A 22,703-nucleotide genomic window follows, 5' to 3' on the forward strand; every position below is an offset into this window, starting at 1 on the left:
AAATCTTCTATTGTAAAAATATCCGATACTTTTTAAGTTTTCTGTTTATACTTACTCTAAGCGCTTTCATTCCACTTGCACCTTGAAGTTCTTCTAACTCTACTATTTCGAAATCATTTTCAATATAATTTTTGGCTTGTAAAAACTCGAAATAAGCCAAGTATTCTTTTTCTATGGCATTGCTAGAATACACTACAGAAAGTTTATGCGGTTGTGTTAAACGCTCGTTTGTATTTTTAATATGGGCTTTATCAATACGTTTTTTAATCATTTCGTAACGTACATTATAAGCGCCATCAACATCAAATTGCTTTTCATCTATGCGATAGCGAATTGTAATCGGAATATCATAAGCGAGTATTAAGGATGCCACTTCTAATTGCAAAGGGAATTCTTTTTGCTTTTCATAATACATCGCTTCCATTTCGCAAGTGACTTGAAGCTGCCACAAACGTAGGTTGTACAAAACAGTTGGATGATAGTTTAAATGCTTTGAAATAGATTGTCCTATATATAAGTTGTGTTCAATACCATCTGTTTTGAATTTTTCAAAATAATGTGGAAATATTTCTTGAGCTCTAAGTTGTTGTTGGTCTAAAAATGAAGACAAGGCCTTATTTCCTTTCTCAATAGTAGTATCATAAGCTTTTCGGGCATCATATAAACTACTTGTTGCTTTATCAATCGTTTTAAGAAATTCTTCGACATCTTCAACACCTTTAGAATTATTCTGAAAATGTTCGAATAAAGGAAAGAGTTGTTTTTCGAAAAAGATATTAATTTCTTGTTCTGAATTGGTGTGAAAATTGTCTTCTAATTCAACTAAATAGTTATCAATTTGAAAAATTAATTGTTCGTAAAAAGGCAGACTTATTTTAATCCTATTTCTAAGGATGTCTTTACTTTTTTCTAATTGCCTTGTGAGGTCAATTCTAATGGCTTCGTTTCTTGCATTTGATGAACCAACCACATCGATCTGTCCAAAAAGAGGAACGACATCTTTAAATACAATCTCTTTAAATACTGGATTCTCTCCAAAATTTCGTTCTTGTATGTATTTGCTAGCTTCTTCTTCAAAACGCCATTGAACAGAAGGATGAATAGCTGTACATTCTTGTTGTATAATGGCACTGATTTCATTTTGATGTTCAGAAAATGTACGTTTAGAATAGCTTATAATAAATGGCAAAATGGTATCTAACTTTACCATATTAATGGCATTAAGCTGATTGGGTTTAAACGCTGCTAATTCTATAATAAAACCTAATTCTCCATTGACAGGAACAGGAATAAGCGCAACACTTTTTAATCCTTTTTTTAATAAAGCATTACTTAGTCTGTTACCACCGCTTCTTTTATGATACGTTTCTACATTTGAAATAATAATAGGTTTACGATCTTTAAATAGCTGACAATTAATGTGTTCGCAAGCGTATTCATTAATGCTTACATCTTCATCTGCTACAAGTGTTAACATATTAAAATTTCTATCAAAAGGAGAAATGATTTTATCATGTTCAACACTATAGCTCCCAAGTTGCAAATCGGGATTGTTAAAAATGCGTCTAATGTCTTCAATTAAATATTGAAAACTTTCATTATTAGGCTCTATTAAATGGGTTTTAAAATCATCTATGCGTTCGTCTAACGAGGTGTCTATAAGATTTACTATTCCAAAGCCTTCAATGGTCCAAGAATCTTTTGGAAAGTACTTTTCCCAGATTTCAATATTATTTGCGTTACTTAATAATTCATCTAAAATATCATCTGTAATTTCAATTGCATTTTCGTTGGGATATATATCTAAGAAATCGGCATTAAAAGCCACGCGATAACGTTTTCTATTGCCGTTTTTATCTATAATAGATAGGGTTTTGGGTCTTTCAAAATCGACATTGAATTTGTAATGAATATTTAATATAATAGCATAGGTGAGCAGATCAAAAGAGTCTTCATAATCCTTATACAATTCATTAAAAATAGTATCGCTTACTTCTGCATTGCTAATAATATGCTCTAATCTAGAACTGCAATAAAAAACCTCACTTGTATACGGAGTCACTGCAGCCTTAATTTCGTTTTCAGATAAAGCTGAAGGGAATATATAAGACATTAGCTGATCTACGATGGGCTTATTCTTTAAGAAATCTTCCGTTGTAGTTGATCCGGATGATAAAACAGGATACTTTTCAAATAATTCTAAAGCTTGCTTCGCTTGTGTTTGAACCGAAGCATTATTGGAGTCTAATAAACCTATAAACTTATCCTTTAACAAACGTAAAGATATATTTACCTTGAAGGGTCCTGTAGTTTTATTTTTCATACATTTTAAATTAATACTATAAAGGCATGTTTATATAATAACTATAAATAAATGCTGATGCCGATATAATAATTCCGAACATAAAAACGGTATAAGTGATGCGTAGTAATTTATATTTTCTATTAAGCACCAATCCTAAAAAATACAAATCTTTTGTAAGTGAATTGTATAACGTTTCTTCATTATCCATTAAGTAGTCGATTCCCCATTCAAAATCTTGCAAATTCATTTTATGAAAATTTCCAAAAAAGAGGATGTTGGTTTTTTTCTCCTTAATCATTTCTTTTGTAATAGCTACATTAGATATTTTAGGACGTGTAGACAACACGGATAAAACAACAGATGCAACACTAAAAAGCATTAAAATTAAAGTGGGATACACTAAAAATAAATTAGAAGGATTATCTAGTTTTGGTATTAAATTAGATAAAGCAACCGAAATAATAATAGCGTTTACAGAAAGCAAGATGTTGGCTTTGGTATCTGCAATGGCACTTAATTCTATATGATTTTTTAATTGTACACGATACATAGTTTCCACACCTCTACCAAATCTTGTGCTTTTCTTTTTTTCTTCTTTTTTTTATGAGATATTTTATATATTTTTTTTGAACTTCTAATAGATTAAGTTCCTTTTTAGGCTGCCAAATTTGTTTAGCCGAATCGGAATAAAACGAATGAGTTTTAAGAAAGTCGAGGTTCTGTTTCATCCATTCTATATCAGAAAGATGATTGCCATTTTTCGCATTCATTTCTTTAAATAAATTCTCTGAAATATCTAAATAATCATCAGAAGCAATATGGCCGCAATCGGCATCCCTAATTATAGATTCTAGTTTATTATTAGGTTTAAGATCAATTTTTGTTGCTAGAATTAATTGCTCAACTAAATTCTGTGTGTCTTCGGGTACATTTTGCTCCTTTAGAAAAGAATGCGCAATCTTAACGCTTTCTTCTTCATGACCAATATCTGTATAAATGAAACCCGTATCATGAAACCAGCCAGCCAATAACAAGGCCAAAGTCTCCTGTTCGGTGCATTGTTCTCTGTTGGCTAATTCTGTAATACTAGCAATAACGTTTCTAGTATGAATAGCATTGTGATAATAGTTTGTTGAAGCTAGCTGCTTATTTAGCAGTTCTGCAACGTATATTTCTACATCGAGTAAGAGCTTTTCTTTCATATTACAAATTTACATTGTTTTAATAGTCGAATAAAGTGATATTTACTATCATTTTTTATAAATGAAGGATAATGAGGTTTGTCTTATGCTTCACTATAAATTTAATTCAAGACATTTTTAACCTCGGAATTATCAATAAAATTAGAGTCTAAATGTGATAATTATTTTGTGCTTGCTGATATTTTCGACTTGTATTTAAAAAGTCAAAAGAAGATATAATTTGATATCTTAACATATATAAACAAGAACGTTTTTCTAAATTTAGTAGACAATTTAAAACATTTACATCAATCTGTGATGCATAGTTCCATAAAATGGATATAAGTTTGTGTTCCTTTTTCTATAATGCCTTTTGGAATCCGTTCGTTGTAGTTATGAATGGTTTCTAGGTATTTACGTTCTAGTTTTATGGGGATTAAGGAATATGCAGGGATGTTGTGTTCTCTAAAAACACTGATATCGTTGGAGTTTGGTAATAGCACAGATGCCGTTTTACTTTTAGGATAACTTTTAAGTATAGCGGTATTTAAATGTTTAAAAAAGGAGGTTTTGGTTGAAGAAATCCCTCCATCTTTCATTTCACTTATAATCTTTATTTCTATAGCTTCATTATCTAACTTAGCTTTTAGATTGTTTATAAACGTTTGAGATGATTCGTCTGGAAGCAATCTGCAATCTAATGTCGCCATTACTTTGGTTGGTATAGCATTAACTTTTTCATTTTCGTCTTTTATACTTGTCAATGTTATGGTGTTAGAAAATAAAGACAGCATCAGAGGGTCTTCTTGTAGTTTTTTTAGAATTTCTTTTTTAAACAATTTAGGGTGTTTTAGTGCGTATCCTTTAACGCCACCATTGAGTTTTCCTAACTGTTTTAGTAAGTTCGTATTTATACTATTGAAAATGACATCAGGTTTATCACTTAATAATTTATTGAGAGCAATCACCATTTCCTTATTTGCATATTGAAAAGGAGTTACAGCACTATGTCCATTGGTTTTAATTTCGAGACTAAGCTCTAGCCATAATGCTCTTTTTTGAGCCACAGAAATTCCAAATAATGCTAAATCTGGTTTAGCCTCAATAAGACCTTTTATTGCAGGAGGCCCTTCTCCTAAAACTACGGCTGCATTTAAATCGTTGAGATAATTATCTACAACATATTTAATACCTCCATCGCATTGTGTTTCTTCACAAGAAACAGACAGAAATGTGAAATTATAGTTTAGTGATTTATTTTTATAGCGTTGAGCGATTTCAATAATACTAAATAGTTGCATTACTGCAGCACCTTTATTATCAAATGCACCACGACCCCAAATCTCTGTATCTGTAATCTTTCCTGAAAAGGGAGGATGTTCCCAAAGGTCATAATTACCAGCGGGTACAATATCTAAATGATTTAGAAAAATCACATTGGGTTTCTTTTGGTCTAGAGGAAAAATGGACGCCGTAAAATTGTAATTACCATTTTCATCTCCCATCTGTTTAATATGCAAGCCATTCTCAATGCATATACGTTTAAGAAACTCACCGGCTTCCAACTCTGAACCACTTGGTGAATTTATCTGCAAGTACTTGCTTAAGATCTCTTCTATTCCATACGCCTTTTTTTCATAATATATCACAGAGGCTTTTTCAGGGTCTGTTGATCCATAAGAGTGATGTGGAACAGTCATCACAAATAAAAAATAAATAAAATTTTTCGGGTCAATAAATTACGGATAGAAATTCTAAGATATTGGGATCGAAAACACATTTTAAATATTTTTTATCTGGTTGTAAAGCAGAGTAGGTTAGGAATTTGAAATATAAAAAATAATTAAAAAGAAATAGATAAAATAAAGCGTAGTTTTTTGTAATGCCTAATGTTTTACGAATCGAAGCCTAATAGGCTACTTTGATTATCGCTATCGTAAAAATGTACTAATCCAACTAAGTTATGAGAAATCACGAATGACGCCTAAAACCTAAAGTATAAAGCACCAAAATTATAACGGGTGAAGGTTGACTTACAATTGATAATATGTTATAAGTGTTTGTAGTCCTTTGACTTACTTAGGCTAAGAAATTGGACGTGTCAAAGTTAGCTTCATGTTTTGTAATAATCAGGTCTTCTATGCTAAATTAACTACTGAGTTTTAATATAACATTAGCAAGGTTAAAATAGCATATATATAAGATAAGCAACTTGTGATGAGATCAAGGTTTTGTTTGGAAATTTGCACTCTAAAATTTAGGGAGTAAAAAGCAATATATGAAAGTTGAATTTTCAAATAAAAAGCCTTATTGTCATTAGCAATTGGTGGTTTTGGGATAGGGCTTACCGAGTTTGTAATAATGGGTATTTTACCAAATGTTGCCAATTCTTTAGGGATTACTATCCCACAAGCTGGTCATTTTATTTCAGCTTATGCCTTGGGTGTGGTGGTCGGCGCTCCTTTATTAACGAGTTTTAGTCATAAGTTATCTCCTAACCGTATGCTGTTATTGCTGATGGTATGGTTTACTGTTTTTAATACGCTTTCCGCTTTTGCAACAGACTATAATATGTTATTAGTTGTGCGTTTTTTATCTGGACTACCACATGGTGCATTTTTTGGAGTAGGGGCAGTGATAGCAGGAAAATTGGCAAAAAAGGAAAGTCGGGCCAAGCTATTGCGGTAATGTTTTCAGGACTTACAGTCGCTAATGTTATAGGTGTTCCCATAGGAACTTATTTGGGAAATCAATACCATTGGAGTGCTTCTTTTTTAATGGTTGGTGTTGTCGGTCTATTAACTCTAGCTAGTATTTTTTACTGGATGCCACAATTTAAAAAAGAAGAGAAACAGCCATTAAGTGATGAAAACAAGGGGCTTAAAAATCCTGAACTTTGGGGGTTAATTGCACTTACAACTATAGGAACGGGTGGTTTTTTTGCTTGGTACAGTTACATTGCTCCATTATTAACCGAGGTGGCACATTTTTCTGATAACGTCGTAAGTTATGCTATGATTGTTGCAGGGTTAGGTATGTTTGTAGGGAATTTTTTAGGAGCAAAAATGGCCAATATTTTTACGCCTTTGCGTTCTGTTATGATTAGTCTTGTAGCTATGGCAATTGTTTTAGTAGTGAACTCATTTCTTGCTTCTAACGGACTATTGGCTTTGGTATTAACTTTTACAATAGGGTTAATTGCTTTTAGTATTTCAACTCCAATACAAATGGCTATAATTAATACGGCTAAAGGCTCTGAAATGCTTGGGTCTTCCATGAATCAGAGTGCTTTTAACATGGGAAATGCTATGGGTGCTTACTTGGCAGGATTGCCAATTGCATACGGTTATAGCGTAACCTCTTCTTCATTGGTGGGTGCATCGCTTGCTTTTTCAGGATCTCTAATTGCCATATCAATATTGGTCTATAGAAAGCAAAAACTAAAGAAAATTGGTGAACCGTCAGTTTGTACTGAAAAATAGTTTTTACACTATTTGATGTAAAACGAAAGTTAGTTATGTCTAGAAAATCGTCAAATTGAAAGCTCCATGAGTTCCATTAAATAAAGATTACTCAATATCCGAGGTTTTTAAAGGTTCAACAAGAACGCACTCAAATGTTCTAATTCATTTGGTTTTTGCATGGTTTCCAAACTAATAGTATTTAAGTCTTACGTGTCTTCTAAATGTGAGAAGTTAACTTTTGTATCTAGAAAAATAGATTGAATCTGAGCAATAACATCTAAGTTAAAGCGGGATGTAACACATGGCGACTAGCAACCTCTACTTTTTATAAGGTGTTATATGTTGCTAAATGAAAGAATTCTGAATCTCAAATCAATTTACTTTTACATAATTACCATAAAAGTGTGTTATATTGACCTGTGTACGTATTTATATTTTGTGATACTGTTAAAATAGCATATATATATGATAAAGGGGTAATGTTTGCATAACGTTTTTCTTCCGAATTTTGTACCAGAGATAATTAACAAGTCTCTTTGAATAATTTAAAACGAAACACTATGAAAAATACAGCAATAAATCCAACAATTTGGCAGCCTATTTCTTATTCAGCTTATAGAGCAGAAAAATCTAATCGTAAAAAAAGACAGACTTCATTATTTAATTCCCTACGTAATTATAAACCATTCAAAGATTTTTATAGTGAATCAACAGATTTTACAAATACATTTAACGTGTAATTTAGAAATTGAATTAAAGTTAAAATGATATTAAAAAAAGGTGCTCAATTGAGCACCTTTTTGTTTTTAAATAATATAGAGATTTCACTAATTAAAGTTTTATTAGTTTAGTTGTGAGTATTTGGTTATTAGTGTTTTGAGCTTTAACCATATACATTCCAGAGTTCAGTGAAGATACATCAATAGTATCAACTCTAGTAAAATTGCCTTTAAATGACTTCACTAATTTTCCTGTTAAGTCGTAAACTTCAACATTTGAAACATTAACGTTAATACTAAACGTTGTTTGTGAAGGATTAGGATATATGCTGAATCCTAATAATTTCTGATCATCAACATTTAACACATCTGAAGCTTTGTTTCCTAATATTCTAAACTGACCAGCAGGTATTGTAATTGCTGAGGTAGAATTGCTAACGGTTGTATTTCCTGTAGCGTCCATAAGATCATACCATGTAGTGGTTACACCTCCAGGGAAATTGGTATCAATACTTCGTGTAACAACATCAAAATTTGCATAAATAATTACATTCTTTAATTCTGAAGTTGGAATTGAATTATCAAAAATATCAATTCTTGGAGTTAAATCTCCTGAAGTAATTTCGTAATCACCTTCAAAAACGGGTTCTTCAATTTTAAGTTTGTGCAGTTTAGACCAATCTTCATAAATCTGACTTCTAAGCGCATCGGTTAACCAATTATTTGTCCATTGTGGTTGCGGTTTTGTATCTAATTTACAACCGTCGTTATTATAGCTCCCATCGTTACAAGTAAAAATAGAAGTATCCATTCCTAGTTCTCCAAAATGCCATATCATTTTTGGACCAGGTACCATTACAGAAACAGCACCTAATGCAGACATTCTAGACAATGCCGTATTTAAATCGCGTACATTATGACTGCTATTGCTAGTGTTACCAAAGGCTACATTTTTGTACATTAGACGTTCTTCATCATGACTTTCAGTATAACCAACCAATCTTGGTCCGTTGAAACCAGAATGTGCTTTATGCCCCATTCTGTTGATGTTTTTGTTACCACTTTCAGCCATTGTGATTTCTCCGTATTGGTTATTCATATTTCCCCACATCATCACACCTTTCCCTTCACTAAGTCTGTAATTGGCCCATTCTTTTTCTTCATTGTCAGATCCTAAATGCTCAAAAATCACATAATGATCAGGGTCTAATGACCATGAATGATCGGCATATTCTTTTAAAACATCGACACGGTCTTGTTGGTAGTTTCCGGTACAGCCTTCATCTCCGCCATCAGAACCATTTCCACAATTTTGTGTAAATCCTTTTGTTAAATCCCAACGGAAACCATCAATTTTATATTCTTCAATCCAATATTCTACAACTTGTTTTACATAGTCTCTAGTATAATCTGAACTGTGATTAAAATCATTACCAACACTATATGAATGTGTAGGTAAGACATTAAAATAAGGGTTTTCGGTTGAAGGACCTCCCCAACCATCACCATCTGGATCATCCATCCACATTCTGACCATTGGATTTCTTCCGTAAGCATGATTAAAAGCGATATCTAAAATAACGGCAATACCGTTTTGGTGGCAAATATCAACGAGTTCTTTAAATTTTTCTTGTGTTCCATAAAACTTATCAATAGCCATATGAAAAGACGTGTTGTAACCCCAACTTTCGTTACCCTCATATTCCATTATCGGTAATAATTCAATAGCATTGACATTTAGATTTTTGAAATAATCAATTCTATCAATAATATCTTGAAAATTACGATCAGCATCAAAATCTCTAATTAAAACCTCATAAATAATTAAATCTTCTTTAGCAGGCTTCGTGAAATTAGCGACTTCCCAATTATAAGGTGTTTGTCCGGTTTGTAAAACGGTTACTTCACGTTCTTGGCCTGCAGGGTAAGCTGGCATATTTGGATATGTTGAAGCCGAAATATAGGGATCATCAAAAGGAGATAAAACCAAAGGCGAGTATGGGTCTGCTACTTTAACCAATGAAGGCGATCCAGATATTGGACTTGCATCACCAACCCAATATTGGTAAGTTTCAATTTTACCAGCTGTTAAACCGGTTAACTCAATCCAAAATTTAGTTGATGAGTTATCCTTTTTCATGGCATATGTACTTGTAGGATTCCAATCGTTAAAACTTCCAGCGACATATATAAAATCTTTATTAGGAGCATCCACAACTAAAGTGGCTTTTGTTGGGTCAGAAGAATTATAATTAATTCCATCAATCATATTTGCAGGCAATGTTTCAATAACTGTACTATTAACAATTATTGAAAATTGTTTAGAGATCGTTGAAGATCCTTGTGTGATAATTAATTCGCAATTTTGGTTTTGAGTCAAATTAGAAAACAAATATCCATTGTAAAATGTTGTATTGTTTTGTGTATGAATACTAGTTCCATTTGCGAAAAGTTCATAATTAGCAGGTCCTCCAGTATTTTGAGCTAAAATTTGAGTGTTAGAACCATTATTAACAACAACAATTCCATTTGCACTTGCTGAAGGGTTGATCATTGTAACTTGAAAAGCACCAACATTGAAAATAAAGTTAGCACATCCGGAAGCTTTAAATTGTTGAGATCCATCTTCATTTCTAAAAACCATTCCCATTTTGGTTACACTATTTTCTTCAGCCGTACTTAGACCAAAATAAGTGTTTGGAGTAATGGTAATACTCCAAGTGCCATCATTATTATTTGTCATTTCACCAACACCATCGTCAAATCCCCAATTTCCTATAACGGCAATTCCGTATTCATCACTTTCATTTCCCACACCTAAATGTGCATAAACTTTTGATGGGTTATTAAAACTATTACAGTCTGTCTCAGTACTATTGGCATCAATTGTTATCGTAACCGTTTCGTTTACTAAAATAGGACTAGTACTAGTTGTAACTTGAGCGATTGCTATTAAAGGAAGTAATAACAACAAGTTAAGTAAGATTTTTTTCATATTAAGATTTTTAAAAGCTAAAAAAAGGCTATGATAATTCATAGCCTTTTTTTTAAATATGTTATATTATTCTACAGCTATTAAAATATAGCTACCATCTAGGTCATTAAACCAAATGTTATAAGTTCCAGCCGTAACAGGTATATCTGCTCCTCCTAGGTCTCCAAAACCACTTATAGCATTTGCACTACCCCAACTAATATCCCATGCATCATCTGCTCTGAATTTTAGAAAACCATCACCTAATTCTACACCATTCATATTCCAAATATGTGGATCGAACGTTGTTTGCGTCATATCAGTGTCTGCATCCCAACCTCCTGCAGTTGAATCTCCAATGATACCAATAGTAGCATATATCGCAGCTGCTGAAGCATCATAAGTTTCTAACGTGTAGGTCATTTCATCAATGTTTAAATTAAATGCATAATAACCATCTGTAGTGATTACAAATGCTGATGGGTCGTCTGTACTACCATCATTTACAGCTGCTTCTCCAGCGTTTGCACTAGCTCCCCATTGTGGCTGCCATTGTCCTAATACTTCAATTAATTTAAAGCCTTCAGGGTTAGTCGCATCTGGTGAAAAGTAACCTGTGTAACTATAGATGTTTTCATTATCAGGGTGTCTAACTAAAGGGGTGTTGTTATTTAAATTATCCCATCCTGCTGCAGTAGCGTCACCAATCAAAAATAAATTTTTGAAAGTTTCTTCAACGTCAATATCACCTCCAAGAAGTCTTAAGTTTAACGCTTCAGTTTCAGAAATAATTTCTAAGGTAGCATCCGTTCCTACAGTAGCTCTTACTCTAAAATATACACTACCAGCATCTGGCATATCTTCTGTATTTGGGTCAGCATCTAAACCAGCTTCTTCTGCGTAATCTAATAAATTACCAATAGTAACGGCATAGGAATTTTCGTTAGTCGTTCCTACGATCTCCATATCGCTAAAATCACCAATTATCGATTTTTGTAATTCGTAATTAATGTTTGTTTCTATATCAAAATCAGCATCACCCCATGTAAAACGTTCTCCTAGATTTGCTGAAATAGAAGGTATTAAAAGATATTCTGATTGAAATGAATTTGTAAAAACTAATTCACCATTAGGTTGCGCAATATATGTTAAACTGTCGTCAGTATCACATGCATTAAAGCTAATTGCAGTGATAAGTAATAGCGCTATAAATTTTATAGTTTTCATTGTTTTGAATGTTTTATTAATATCCGTCATTTTGAATTAAATTAGGGTTAGTTGATATGGTGTTTGATGGAATTGGAAATATATTTCTAAATGAACTAACTGAAGCTCCATTGGCTTGGTTTCCTTTAAAAGGCCATAAGTAAGCATTTGTTGTAAATGAATTAAAACGAATTAAATCAGTACGTCTTTGACCTTCCCAATATAATTCACGAGAACGCTCATCTAAAACAAAACCTAAGTCTAAATCTGAAGATGAAATGTTTCCAGATGCATCACCATAAGCTCTTGCTCTTAGCTCATTTATTGCTGAAACTGCTCTGTTATTATCACCTCCACCACCTCTTAGGTTAGCTTCTGCATAATTTAAATAGATTTCAGCCAAACGAATAATAGGGATATCTGTATCTACAAATTCTCCACTACTATCATTTCCTTGATTACCGTTTGAGTCAATGTTTTTAAACTTAGTTACCGCATAACCTTGATCAAAAGGAGGAATGCTCTCTATTTCTAAGCTTTGACCATCGGTATAGAACATCGCTCTGTGATCACCTTCTATATATGATTCTAGTAGTGTATTAAAGTCTACGGTTTCAATAGTATAGGTTAAGTTGTCTAGGTCAAAAGTAATGTAATATTCACCTGCAGTTACTGGAATATTATCTCCTGCAGCTTCTAAAATTCCATCAGCTCCAGTATCTCCATAATTATTTCCCCAATCTTCATTAAATCTGAATTTTAAAAACCCATCTGTTAACTCAGTATATAAAGCAAATTTATTTGTAGCTATTTCAAACATTTCAGTGTCTGGACCATCCCAACCATTTGGAGTCCCATCACCAACGATTCCCCAATCAGTTATAGCTCCTAATGCATTATTAATATCTGAGAGTTCTTGAACGACTAAGTTGTAATCAAATTTTTCTACAAGCGCTTTAGTTGTTCTGTAGCCTCCCCAGCCACCATTAACACCTAAACTTAATGGATCCATACTACCTCCTGTTGCTGCATGAACTATAAATGTTGATCCTCCATAAGTTTGAGACTGAATGCCGTCAAAATTTAAGGCAAAAATAAATTCGTTTTGAGCTCCGTTAGAGTTGTTATCTGCTAAAAATAATTCGTCATAGGCTGAACCATTACCATTTGCATCTGTTGTATTAATAACATATGATGAGTTCATTACATTCTCAGAGTAAATAACGCAGTCAGTATAACGAGCGGTTCCTGTCCAAACCTCTGCATTCAAATATAACTTAGACAATAATGCCCATGCTGCCACCTTATCTACACGACCATATTCATTTGATTCTGATAGTAAATCTTGAATTTCTAATAATTCAGACTCTACATAATTAAATAGATCTGTTCTTGAACTCTGAGAAGGTAAGTCTGTAGTAATTTGTGTTACTAAAGGTACATTAGCATAAAAGTCAATTAAGTTATAATAAGCAAAAGCTCTTAAAAAACGTGCTTCAGCAATATAGCTTTGAGCTTCATCGTCAGATAACGCTGATGCATTTTGTATAAAAGCATTAGTAAAAGAAACTTCTTGTGCTAAACGTAAATACATTGCACCAGTAAAATCGTTTCCAGCAGACCAATATAAACCATGTAAATCTGGTAAACCTGGATCTCCCCAACCTACAACAGCGTGGTCTGTAGTTAATTCATTTAGGTTAAATAGCATACGTGTATACTGTGAGGCTCCTTCATCAATTCCAGAAATATCTGGTTGACCTGCAGGGCCTTGTTGTCCTGTTAATGCTAAACTAGCATAAAGTTTAGCTAAAGCACCTTTAGCCTCGGTGATGTCTACAAAAACATCTTGTTCTGTGAAACTATCTGGATCAATTGGATCTTGATTTAAATCATCATGACATGCCGTCATAAAAAGTGAGATAGTAACAATAAAAATAATTTGTTTCATTCTATTTTTCATAATTCAATTATTTTTTAAAAATCTACATTTACTCCAAAAACAAATGATCTAGGTCTTGGATAGAAATTACTATCAATACCACCAGTGATTTCTGGATCTAAGCCTTTATAGTCTGTTATGGTTGCAACATTCTGCACAGAACCATACAATCTTAAGGATACATCTTTAATAGCATTATCTAAGGTATAACCTAAGGTAATATTATCAATTTTAAAGAATGAAGCGTCTTCAATATAATGACTACTTAAAAACGTGTTTTCATTAGATTGATTTACAAATCCATTATCTAAATAGCTTGAATGTAAATTTGATAAAAAGTTATTAGTTGTTGGTATTACACCATCTAAATAAGAGTTTCCCGCGGATACATCATTGTACGCATAGTTTCCTATATTGGCTCTAGTGACAACAGCCAAATCCCATTTTTTATAGCTTAAGTTGGTGTTTAATCCCATTAAGATATCAGCATAAGGATCTTTATAGATGTATTTGTCAGCATCATTTATAACGTTGTCTCCATTTCTATCAACAAACGCGCCTTCTATTGGTTTTCCGCTAGTATCATATACTTGTTGAAAGACGTAAAAGCTATAAGGTGCTTCACCTTCAGTGTGTAATTGTACATTGTTTCCTGTTCCTGCACTAATTCCTCCTGTTTCTTGTACGAATGGTAAATCAGTGATTTCATTTTCATTAAGTGAAATATTATAATTTATAGACCACTCAAAATCGTCTGTTCTTATAGGTATTAGATTTAATGTAAATTCTACACCTCGGTTTTGCATGTCTCCAATGTTCTTTTCTATTTGAGATCCAAAATTTGTAAAAGGATCTACAGATGCTGAAGCGATTAAGTCTTTAGTTTGTTTTTGATATAAGTTAACCGAACCAGAAATTCTTCTATTAAACAAACTGTAGTCGATACCAATATTAAAGGTGTTACCAATTTCCCATTTTAAATCTTCATTTAAAGGATCTGGTCTGTAAGTTTGATAGAATGAATTTCCAAATTGATAATTCGCAGTAGACTGACTACCAGTATAGCGTGTTAAAAATAAATAATCACCTAAACCATTGACGTTACCAACTTCACCATAACCAACACGTAACTTAAGTTCATTTACATTATTACTAGCATTTAAAAAGTCTTCATTGTGTAAATTCCAAGCTAATGCTACAGAAGGGAAATAACCCCAACGATCATCTGGATTTAATTTAGAAGAAGCATCAGCTCTTAAAGTTGCTGTTACTAAATACTTCCCATCATAATCGTAATTTAAACGACCAAAATAAGATAAGAGTACATTTTTAGATTTGTCTATAAATTCAAAATCATTTCCGTCTTCCTCGGCCTCACTGTCGTAACTAAAATTATCATATTCAAATGATTGATACGAATATCCCGCAACGGCATTAATATTATGCACGTCTTTTATTGATTTTGTATAGGTGAAATAAGCATCAAATAACTGATTTGTAGAAATATTAGAATAAGTATTTCTCGATCCATTCCATGTTAAATCTGAAGTTGGTATTAAATCAGAAACTAAAGTTCTACCATTACTATTAGATTTATCAATACCAGTACTTATAGTAGCAGTAATATCTGGAAAGAAATGTAACTTGTAATCTGCTTTCGCATTTAAGATATAACGTCTAACCTCCGAACTATCATCTCTTAAATTTAATAAGGCAACAGGATTGGTTCCTGCTAAGTTAGGTTGTTGACCAGTTGAAGCATCAATCCAAGAAAAATAACCTCCAAACTGTGAGTTTGGGTCATAAACAGATTGTGTAGGATCAAAACTATTGGCATTGCCAATTGCTCCTCTATCTGCAAATGTATTTTCCGTATAATTTCCTCTAGCAGAAATATCAAATTTTAAATGATCATCAAAGAATTTTGGTGATAAGTTTAAAGACGCTGTAGTTCTTTGGAAATTATCTCCAATTAAATTACCATCATGGTCTGAGTGACCAAGTGAAACTCTCATTGGTACTCCAAATGCACTACCTAGCGCACTAAAAGAATGGTCTTGCCCAAACGCCGTTTGATATATTTCATCTTGCCAGTTCGTATTAGAATTACCTAAAAGTGCAATAGTAGCAGCATTCGCATTAGGATGGCTATTTACGATGTCTCTAAATTGATCCGCACTTAATACATCAACTCTGTCTATAGATGTATGAACAGTTGTAGACGTTGTTGCGCTAAATCTAAAATCGGTGTCTTTACCTTTTTTAGTCGTAATCATAATTACACCATTAGCTCCTCTAGATCCGTAAATTGAAGTAGCAGACGCATCTTTCAATACGGTCATACTTTCAATATCGTTAGGATTAATGAGGTTAAGGGGGTTTCTAGAACCTCCTACACCGCCTCCATCTAATGGTACACCGTCTAATACGATTAATGGATTACTAGATAATGATAAAGACCCATTACCTCTAATGATAATGTTCTGTCCATCACCTGGAGATCCACTTCCAGAAGTAACTGACACACCAGCTATTTTACCAGATATTAATTGTTGTGCAGAAACAAGAGGACCTTGATTGAAATCATCAGACTTTATTAAGTCTGCAGCTCCAGTTAAATCATCCTTTTTTACAGAGCCGTAACCAACAAGTATAACTTCATCTAATTGAGAAGCATCCTCCTCTATAACGATATCAATACTAGCTTGGCCTGTAAACTCAATCTCTTGTGTTGTGTAACCAAGATAAGAGATTACAATAATTTCACCTTGGTTTACTTCTAAAGAATATTTACCATCGAAATCCGTAGAGGTTCCTCTGGCAGTACCCTTAATAATAACATTTACGCCTGGTAGAGGCATGGCGTTTGCTTTATCTGTAACAGTACCAGTTACGGTAGATTGTGCCATCAATATTGCTGGCAGCATAATGAGACAGAATAGTAAAGCATTTAAAACTGTTTTCATAAAATGTATTTAAGTTAATTGCTTATTTAATTGGTTTATATTTTCACTTCTCGGGTTAAATCTATGTAAATTTAATGTGAATTGATGCTTAAAAAAGATGACGAAAGTCACGAAAACGTTTTCGTGTTAAGAACTTTTCTTAAAATATTAATATTAATAGTAGATTAGCGAAAAACTGAGCATCTTTTACTAAAGATATCGAAAAATTGCGAAGTCAAAAATTCTTTAATTTAATATTTGACTTATATTCGTTTATTCTTAGTCTTATTTGAGAATCAAACGTATTAAGCGTTTTGTTATTTAAAAGAATTGTTTTTGTCGAAATAAGATGTGATAAGAATAAAGAATTAATATATACACATGAAAAGAAAAATAACATTAAAACAAATTGCTAGGGAACTCGATGTTTCTATCTCTACGGTGTCTAAGGCGTTGCGTAATAGTGCAGAAATTAGCGACGATACCAAGCAGAAAGTTCAAGCATTTGCTAAACTCTATAATTATAGACCAAATAATATTGCATTAAGTCTGAAGAACAGAAGGACAAATACAATAGGGATTATAATACCTGAGATTGTTCACCATTTCTTTTCTAAGGTTATTAGTGGAGTGGAGCTTGTAGCGAACAAAAGAGGTTACAATGTTATTATTGGTTTATCTAATGAGTCCTTTTCTAAAGAGGTAATTAATATGGAAATGCTAGCCAATGGTAGTATTGATGGTTTTATTTTATCAATGTCTAAAGAAACCTTAAAACTGCAAGATTATCACCACTTTAATGAAACGATGACCCAAGGCATGCCTATTGTAATGTTTGATCGTGTGGTGTCAGAGGTAAAATGTGATAAAGTTATAGTTGATGATTTTAATGGAGCAAAGAAAGCAGTTAAAAAGCTGATAGAAAACGGCTGTAAATCAATAGCTTTAATTACTACAAAAGATTATGTAAGTGTAGGTAAACTGAGGACTCAAGGCTATCTTGAAGCTTTAGAAGAACACCAAATGCCACCAAAGGCAGAATTAATTCTAAAAATTGATGAGTCTTTAGATTATGAAGCTCATTTAGAAGCACTTGAAAAGGAAATAGAACAATTATTTCAGTCCAATCCCAAATTAGATGGTGTTTTTGCGGTGAATGAAATTTATGCGTTATTGGCCATGAAAGTCGCTCGAAAATTAGGACTCGATGTGCCTAATGATGTTCAGGTTATTGGCTTTACAGATGGTGTGTTATCAAAGCACGCAACGCCGAGTCTTACTACGGTGAGTCAACATGCGCAGCAGATGGGCGAAAAAGCAGCAGAACTATTAATTGATAAATTAGAGAGCGAATTTAATAGTGCGGATGAGGTGTTTCAAACCGTGGTAATTACAACCGATTTAGTTGAGCGAGAATCTACCAAATAAAAATTTATCATTGCCGTTTTAAAATCTTTTATATCTTTGCCGCATATTCAAAACTTATATTTTCACTTCTCAACATAAGTTTTGATAAGCTAAGCTTGTCAGAATAGTATTAACTCTAATTATACTATTTTAATGGAAAAGCGTAGATTAAGTTTCTGGCAAATTTGGAACATGAGTTTCGGATTTCTGGGGATACAGATGGGTTTTGCCCTTCAAAATGCCAACGCAAGTAGAATTCTTCAAATTTTTGGAGCAGATGTTCACGAACTATCATGGTTTTGGATCATTGCACCTTTAATGGGGCTAATCGTTCAACCAATTGTTGGATATTACAGCGATAAAACTTGGGGTAAATTAGGACGACGAAAACCTTATTTTTTAGTAGGTGCTATTTTATCGTCAATTGGTCTTGTGCTAATGCCACAAGCAGACATGTTCATTGCGTTTTTACCAGCATTATGGGTTGGTGCAGGAATGCTAATGATTATGGATGCCTCTTTTAATATTGCGATGGAGCCTTTTCGGGCTTTAGTTGGTGATAATTTAAGAACCGATCAGCGTACGGCAGGTTTTAGTATTCAAACCGCTTTAATAGGTTTCGGAGCCGTTATTGGGTCTTGGTTACCTTATACATTAACCAATTGGTTTGGTGTTTCAAATGAGACGATTGCAGGTATTGTTCCAACAAATTTAATTTTATCATTTATTATTGGAGCCGTTATTTTAATTATATCAATTTTAGTAACCGTTGTAACCACAAAAGAATATTCTCCAGAAGAATTAAATAGCTTTGAAGATCAACACGAAGGTTCTAATAATGAACACGTAGGTGATGAAGAAAAATCGAGTCTTTTCGATATTTTCGATGATTTCAGAAAAATGCCAACAACAATGCGTCAGTTAAGTTGGGTGCAGTTCTTTTCTTGGTTCGGTCTTTTTGGGATGTGGGTATTCGCAACACCAGCAATTGCACAACATATTTATGGTTTGCCTTATACTGATAGTAGCAGTTCTACCTATCAAGATGCTGGCGATTGGATTGGTATTCTCTTTGGAGTCTATAATCTTGTTTCTGCCTTTTACGCTTTTGCGCTTCCTTACATCGCAAAGAAAATTGGAAGAAAGCGTACACATGCGATATCATTGGTCATTGGTGGATTAGGATTACTTTCAATTTATATCATGCCAGATAAAAATTGGCTTATCGTTTCTATGATTGGTATCGGAATCGCTTGGGCAAGTATTTTGGCAATGCCTTACGCCATTTTAGCGGGTTCAATTTCTCCAAAAAAGATGGGAGTTTATATGGGGATTTTTAATTTTTTCATTGTAATTCCCCAAATAATTAATGCCTTAATTGGCGGACCTCTTGTTAAATATGCTTATGGTAATCAAGCCATATTTGCTTTAATGATGAGTGGTGTCAGTTTTTTAATCGCAGCAGCATTAGTATCAAAAGTTAAAGACGTTGATGACGTTATTCAAAAATAAATAGATGAACAAAAAAGGATTCATATTCGATTTAGATGGTGTCATTGTAGATACCGCAAAATATCACTTTTTAGCATGGCAACAACTGGCTAAAAGTTTAGATATAAATTTTACAGAAGAAGAAAACGAACAACTAAAAGGTGTAAGCCGCGTGCGTTCTTTAGAAAAAATCTTGGCCTGGGGGAATAAAACCATTTCGCAAGATTTATTTAATGAACTCATGAGTAAAAAGAACGAAGAGTATTTAAGTTACATCGCAGGAATGGATGAGAATGAAATACTACCTGATGTTCCTAGAGTGCTTAATACATTAAAAGAAAAAAATCAACCTATTTCATTAGGCTCTGCAAGTAAAAATGCTAGAATAATTTTAGAACGTGTTCACCTAAAATCTAGTTTCGATGCTATTGTAGATGGAAATGATGTAACAAAAGCAAAACCAGATCCAGAGGTGTTTTTAATAGCAGCGAAGGAAATTAACATAAAGCCAGAAGATTGTATCGTTTTTGAAGATTCAGTCGCAGGTATTACTGCAGCTAATGCCGCAAATATGATTTCAATAGGAATCGGAAGTAAAGATGTCTTAGGGCATGCCACATACGTATTCAATGATTTTACTGAAATCTCAGATGATTTTTTAAAATCTCTAATCGAAAATTAATCCAAAGTAAAACGTCTCATTGAGAGATTTTTAAATAATATTATAATGAACCTAGATTACATCATCCCAAACAACTGGTCAATTTTAGAAGAAGGATTCGACCCAAATCAGGTAAAGGCATCAGAAAGTTTGTTCAGTATCGGTAATGGTGCGATGGGACAACGTGCCAATTTTGAAGAAAAATATTCAGGCCCAACTTTTCAAGGTAGCTATATTGCTGGCGTTTACTATCCAGATAAAACCAGAGTAGGTTGGTGGAAAAATGGGTATCCAGAATACTTTGCTAAAGTATTAAATGCTCCAAGTTGGATCGGGATTAATGTAAGTGTTAATGACGAGCAACTCGATTTATTCGCCTGTAAAAACGTGAAAGACTTTCGTAGAGAATTAAACATGAAGGAAGGTTGGTTATCTCGTAGTTTCGTAGCAACGCTTCAAAATGATATTGAAGTTGAAGTGAAAACCACACGATTTCTAAGTTTAGATTTAGACGAAGTAGGTGCTATTAATTTCAATATAAAACCATTGAATTCAGATGCTGAAATTACATTTCAACCGTATTTAGATTCAGGTATTACCAATGAAGACACCAATTGGGATGATAAGTTTTGGGACACTTTAAACGTTAATCACGAGAATAATCAAGCCTTTATTCAGGCTAAAACCATGAAAACAGATTTCTACACCTGTACGTTTATGGAATCTCAAGTTTTTATTGATGGCAAATCAGTAATAAGTAAACCAGATTTTGCTTCAGAAGCTAATCTGGCGTCATTCAGTTATACCTATGATGTTAAGCAGAATGAAACGTATACCATTCATAAATTTGGTGGTTATACGGTTGATCGCAACCACGATAAAAATGAATTAGTTGCAGCGGCAAAAGCCACATTAGGTAAAGCTACAGAAGCTGGCTTTTCTAAATTGTTAGACACTCAGAAAGAAGCTTGGTCTAAAATTTGGGATACGGCAGATATCACAATAGATGGTGATGTTAAAGCACAACAAGGTATTCGTTTTAATATTTTTCATTTGAATCAAACCTATTCAGGTACAGATGCCACTTTAAATATTGGTCCAAAAGGATTTACGGGCGAAAAATACGGAGGGAGTACGTATTGGGATACTGAAGCCTATTGTATTCCATTTTACATGGCAACAAAAGACCAAGAAGTTGCTAGAAATCTTTTAAAATACCGTTATAACCATCTTGAAAAAGCCATTGAAAATGCTGAGAAATTAGGGTTTTCAAACGGAGCTGCGCTCTATCCTATGGTAACGATGAATGGTGAAGAATGCCATAACGAATGGGAAATTACGTTTGAAGAAATTCATAGAAACGGAGCCATTGCTTTTGCTATTTTTAACTATTACAGGTATACAGGCGATTTTAGTTACATTCCAGAAATGGGACTTGAGGTTCTTATCGGAATTTCGCGTTTTTGGCACCAAAGAGCCAACTTTTCTACTCATAAGAACAAATACATGATTCTTGGTGTTACTGGACCAAACGAATACGAAAACAACGTCAACAATAATTGGTACACTAACTATATTGCCAAATGGTGTATTGATTATACTTTAGAAACGATTGAAAAAGTAAAGGAAGGTCATAGTGTTGATTTTGAAAGAATTTCAGGGAAAACAAATATTTCACATGAAGAATTAGCGCTTTGGAAAAAAGTAGCTGACAATATGTATTTCCCATATTCAGAAGAACATAATGTGTTTTTACAACAGGATGGCTTTTTAGACAAAGAATTAATTACAGTTGAAGATTTAGACCAAGCACAACGACCAATTAATCAAAAATGGTCTTGGGATAGAATCTTACGTTCACCATATATTAAGCAAGCCGATATTCTTCAAGGATTCTATTTCTTTGAAGACGATTTTTCAACTGAAGAATTAGAACGCCACTTCGAATTTTATGAGCCTTTTACAGTTCACGAAAGTTCATTATCTCCTTGTGTACATAGTATTCAAGCGGCTAAGTTAGATCGCATGGATCAGGCCTATACATTCTACTTAAGAACATCGCGTTTAGATTTAGATGATTATAATCACGAAGTACACGAAGGGTTACATATTACCTCAATGGCTGGTACTTGGATGAGTATTGTTGAAGGTTTTGGTGGCATGAGAATTAAAAATGACACCTTGTCTTTTGAGCCTAAAATTCCAAACCAATGGGATGCTTATTCTTTTAAAGTGAATTTTAGAAATCAAATTATCAAGGTCAGTGTTAACCAAAATGAAACGCAATTTCAATTGGAAGGAGATACTGATTTAGATATTTTGGTTAATGGAAAGGGAGTTACTATTAGTGCTAATAATTTAGTAACGGTTTGATTTAATTTTAATAAAAACACCCTTAAAGTCCCCTC

At 33.2% G+C, this 22,703-nt stretch carries 13 protein-coding genes and 1 pseudogene; 6 read left to right on the top strand and 8 right to left on the bottom strand.

Translation table 11 applies throughout. The annotated features are described in order from the left end of the window. Window positions 1-7: 7 nt before the first annotated feature. The 4 genes from ADIWIN_RS05535 to ADIWIN_RS05545 form a co-directional block, all read right to left on the bottom strand. Window positions 8-2,323: a hypothetical protein gene (locus tag ADIWIN_RS05535; RefSeq protein WP_020895897.1), complete on the bottom strand. Its 2,316-nt coding sequence runs from the start codon at window positions 2,321-2,323 to the stop codon at window positions 8-10. A gap of 16 nt (window positions 2,324-2,339) precedes the next feature. Continuing rightward, a complete protein-coding gene (locus tag ADIWIN_RS21220) occupies window positions 2,340-2,855 on the bottom strand; it encodes a Pycsar system effector family protein (protein ID WP_020895898.1) in 516 nt (171 codons plus the stop codon). 13 nt (window positions 2,856-2,868) lie between these two features. Beyond that, window positions 2,869-3,507 (bottom strand): HD domain-containing protein, encoded by a 639-nt coding sequence (locus ADIWIN_RS21225; RefSeq protein ID WP_020895899.1) that lies wholly within the window; start codon window positions 3,505-3,507, stop codon window positions 2,869-2,871. Window positions 3,508-3,794: 287 nt separating this feature from the next. Beyond that, complete coding sequence (locus tag ADIWIN_RS05545) at window positions 3,795-5,186, bottom strand: M20/M25/M40 family metallo-hydrolase (RefSeq protein ID WP_051155419.1); 1,392 nt, start codon at window positions 5,184-5,186, stop codon at window positions 3,795-3,797. Window positions 5,187-5,847: 661 nt separating this feature from the next. Between ADIWIN_RS05545 and ADIWIN_RS05550 the strand changes: the two are divergent. Both ADIWIN_RS05550 and ADIWIN_RS05555 read left to right on the top strand, forming a co-directional pair. After that, window positions 5,848-6,968: pseudogene (locus ADIWIN_RS05550) on the top strand (MFS transporter). Between the two features lie 542 nt (window positions 6,969-7,510). Next, window positions 7,511-7,690, top strand: coding sequence for a hypothetical protein (locus ADIWIN_RS05555; RefSeq protein ID WP_020895903.1), 180 nt, complete (start codon window positions 7,511-7,513; stop codon window positions 7,688-7,690). A 91-nt stretch (window positions 7,691-7,781) separates the two neighbouring features. Here the strand turns inward: ADIWIN_RS05555 and ADIWIN_RS05560 are convergent, their stop codons facing one another. From ADIWIN_RS05560 to ADIWIN_RS05575, 4 genes are all read right to left on the bottom strand, one after another. Beyond that, window positions 7,782-10,664 carry an alpha-amylase family glycosyl hydrolase gene (locus ADIWIN_RS05560; RefSeq protein ID WP_040756635.1) on the bottom strand — a complete coding sequence of 961 codons (2,883 nt, stop codon included), beginning with the start codon at window positions 10,662-10,664 and terminating at the stop codon, window positions 7,782-7,784. Between the two features lie 66 nt (window positions 10,665-10,730). Further along, a complete protein-coding gene (locus ADIWIN_RS05565) occupies window positions 10,731-11,870 on the bottom strand; it encodes a SusE domain-containing protein (RefSeq protein ID WP_020895905.1) in 1,140 nt (379 codons plus the stop codon). A 16-nt stretch (window positions 11,871-11,886) separates the two neighbouring features. Continuing rightward, entirely contained in the window at window positions 11,887-13,812 is a 1,926-nt protein-coding gene (locus ADIWIN_RS19970) for a RagB/SusD family nutrient uptake outer membrane protein (protein WP_020895906.1), read from the bottom strand. Window positions 13,813-13,826: 14 nt separating this feature from the next. Further along, on the bottom strand, window positions 13,827-16,757 hold the full coding sequence (locus ADIWIN_RS05575) for a SusC/RagA family TonB-linked outer membrane protein (RefSeq protein ID WP_020895907.1): 2,931 nt from the start codon (window positions 16,755-16,757) through the stop codon (window positions 13,827-13,829). Between the two features lie 360 nt (window positions 16,758-17,117). Between ADIWIN_RS05575 and ADIWIN_RS05580 the strand changes: the two genes are divergently transcribed. From ADIWIN_RS05580 to ADIWIN_RS05595, 4 genes are all read left to right on the top strand, one after another. Continuing rightward, window positions 17,118-18,164, top strand: a complete 1,047-nt coding sequence (locus tag ADIWIN_RS05580; RefSeq protein WP_020895908.1) for a LacI family DNA-binding transcriptional regulator — start codon at window positions 17,118-17,120, stop codon at window positions 18,162-18,164. A gap of 132 nt (window positions 18,165-18,296) precedes the next feature. Beyond that, entirely contained in the window at window positions 18,297-19,655 is a 1,359-nt protein-coding gene (locus ADIWIN_RS05585) for an MFS transporter (protein ID WP_040756625.1), read from the top strand. A gap of 4 nt (window positions 19,656-19,659) precedes the next feature. Further along, a complete protein-coding gene (gene pgmB / locus ADIWIN_RS05590; RefSeq protein ID WP_020895910.1) occupies window positions 19,660-20,316 on the top strand; it encodes a beta-phosphoglucomutase in 657 nt (218 codons plus the stop codon). 45 nt (window positions 20,317-20,361) lie between these two features. Then, window positions 20,362-22,668: a glycoside hydrolase family 65 protein gene (locus tag ADIWIN_RS05595; protein WP_020895911.1), complete on the top strand. Its 2,307-nt coding sequence runs from the start codon at window positions 20,362-20,364 to the stop codon at window positions 22,666-22,668. Window positions 22,669-22,703 lie beyond the last annotated feature (35 nt).

The organism is Winogradskyella psychrotolerans RS-3 (assembly GCF_000427335.1).
GTDB classification, from domain to species: domain Bacteria; phylum Bacteroidota; class Bacteroidia; order Flavobacteriales; family Flavobacteriaceae; genus Winogradskyella; species Winogradskyella psychrotolerans.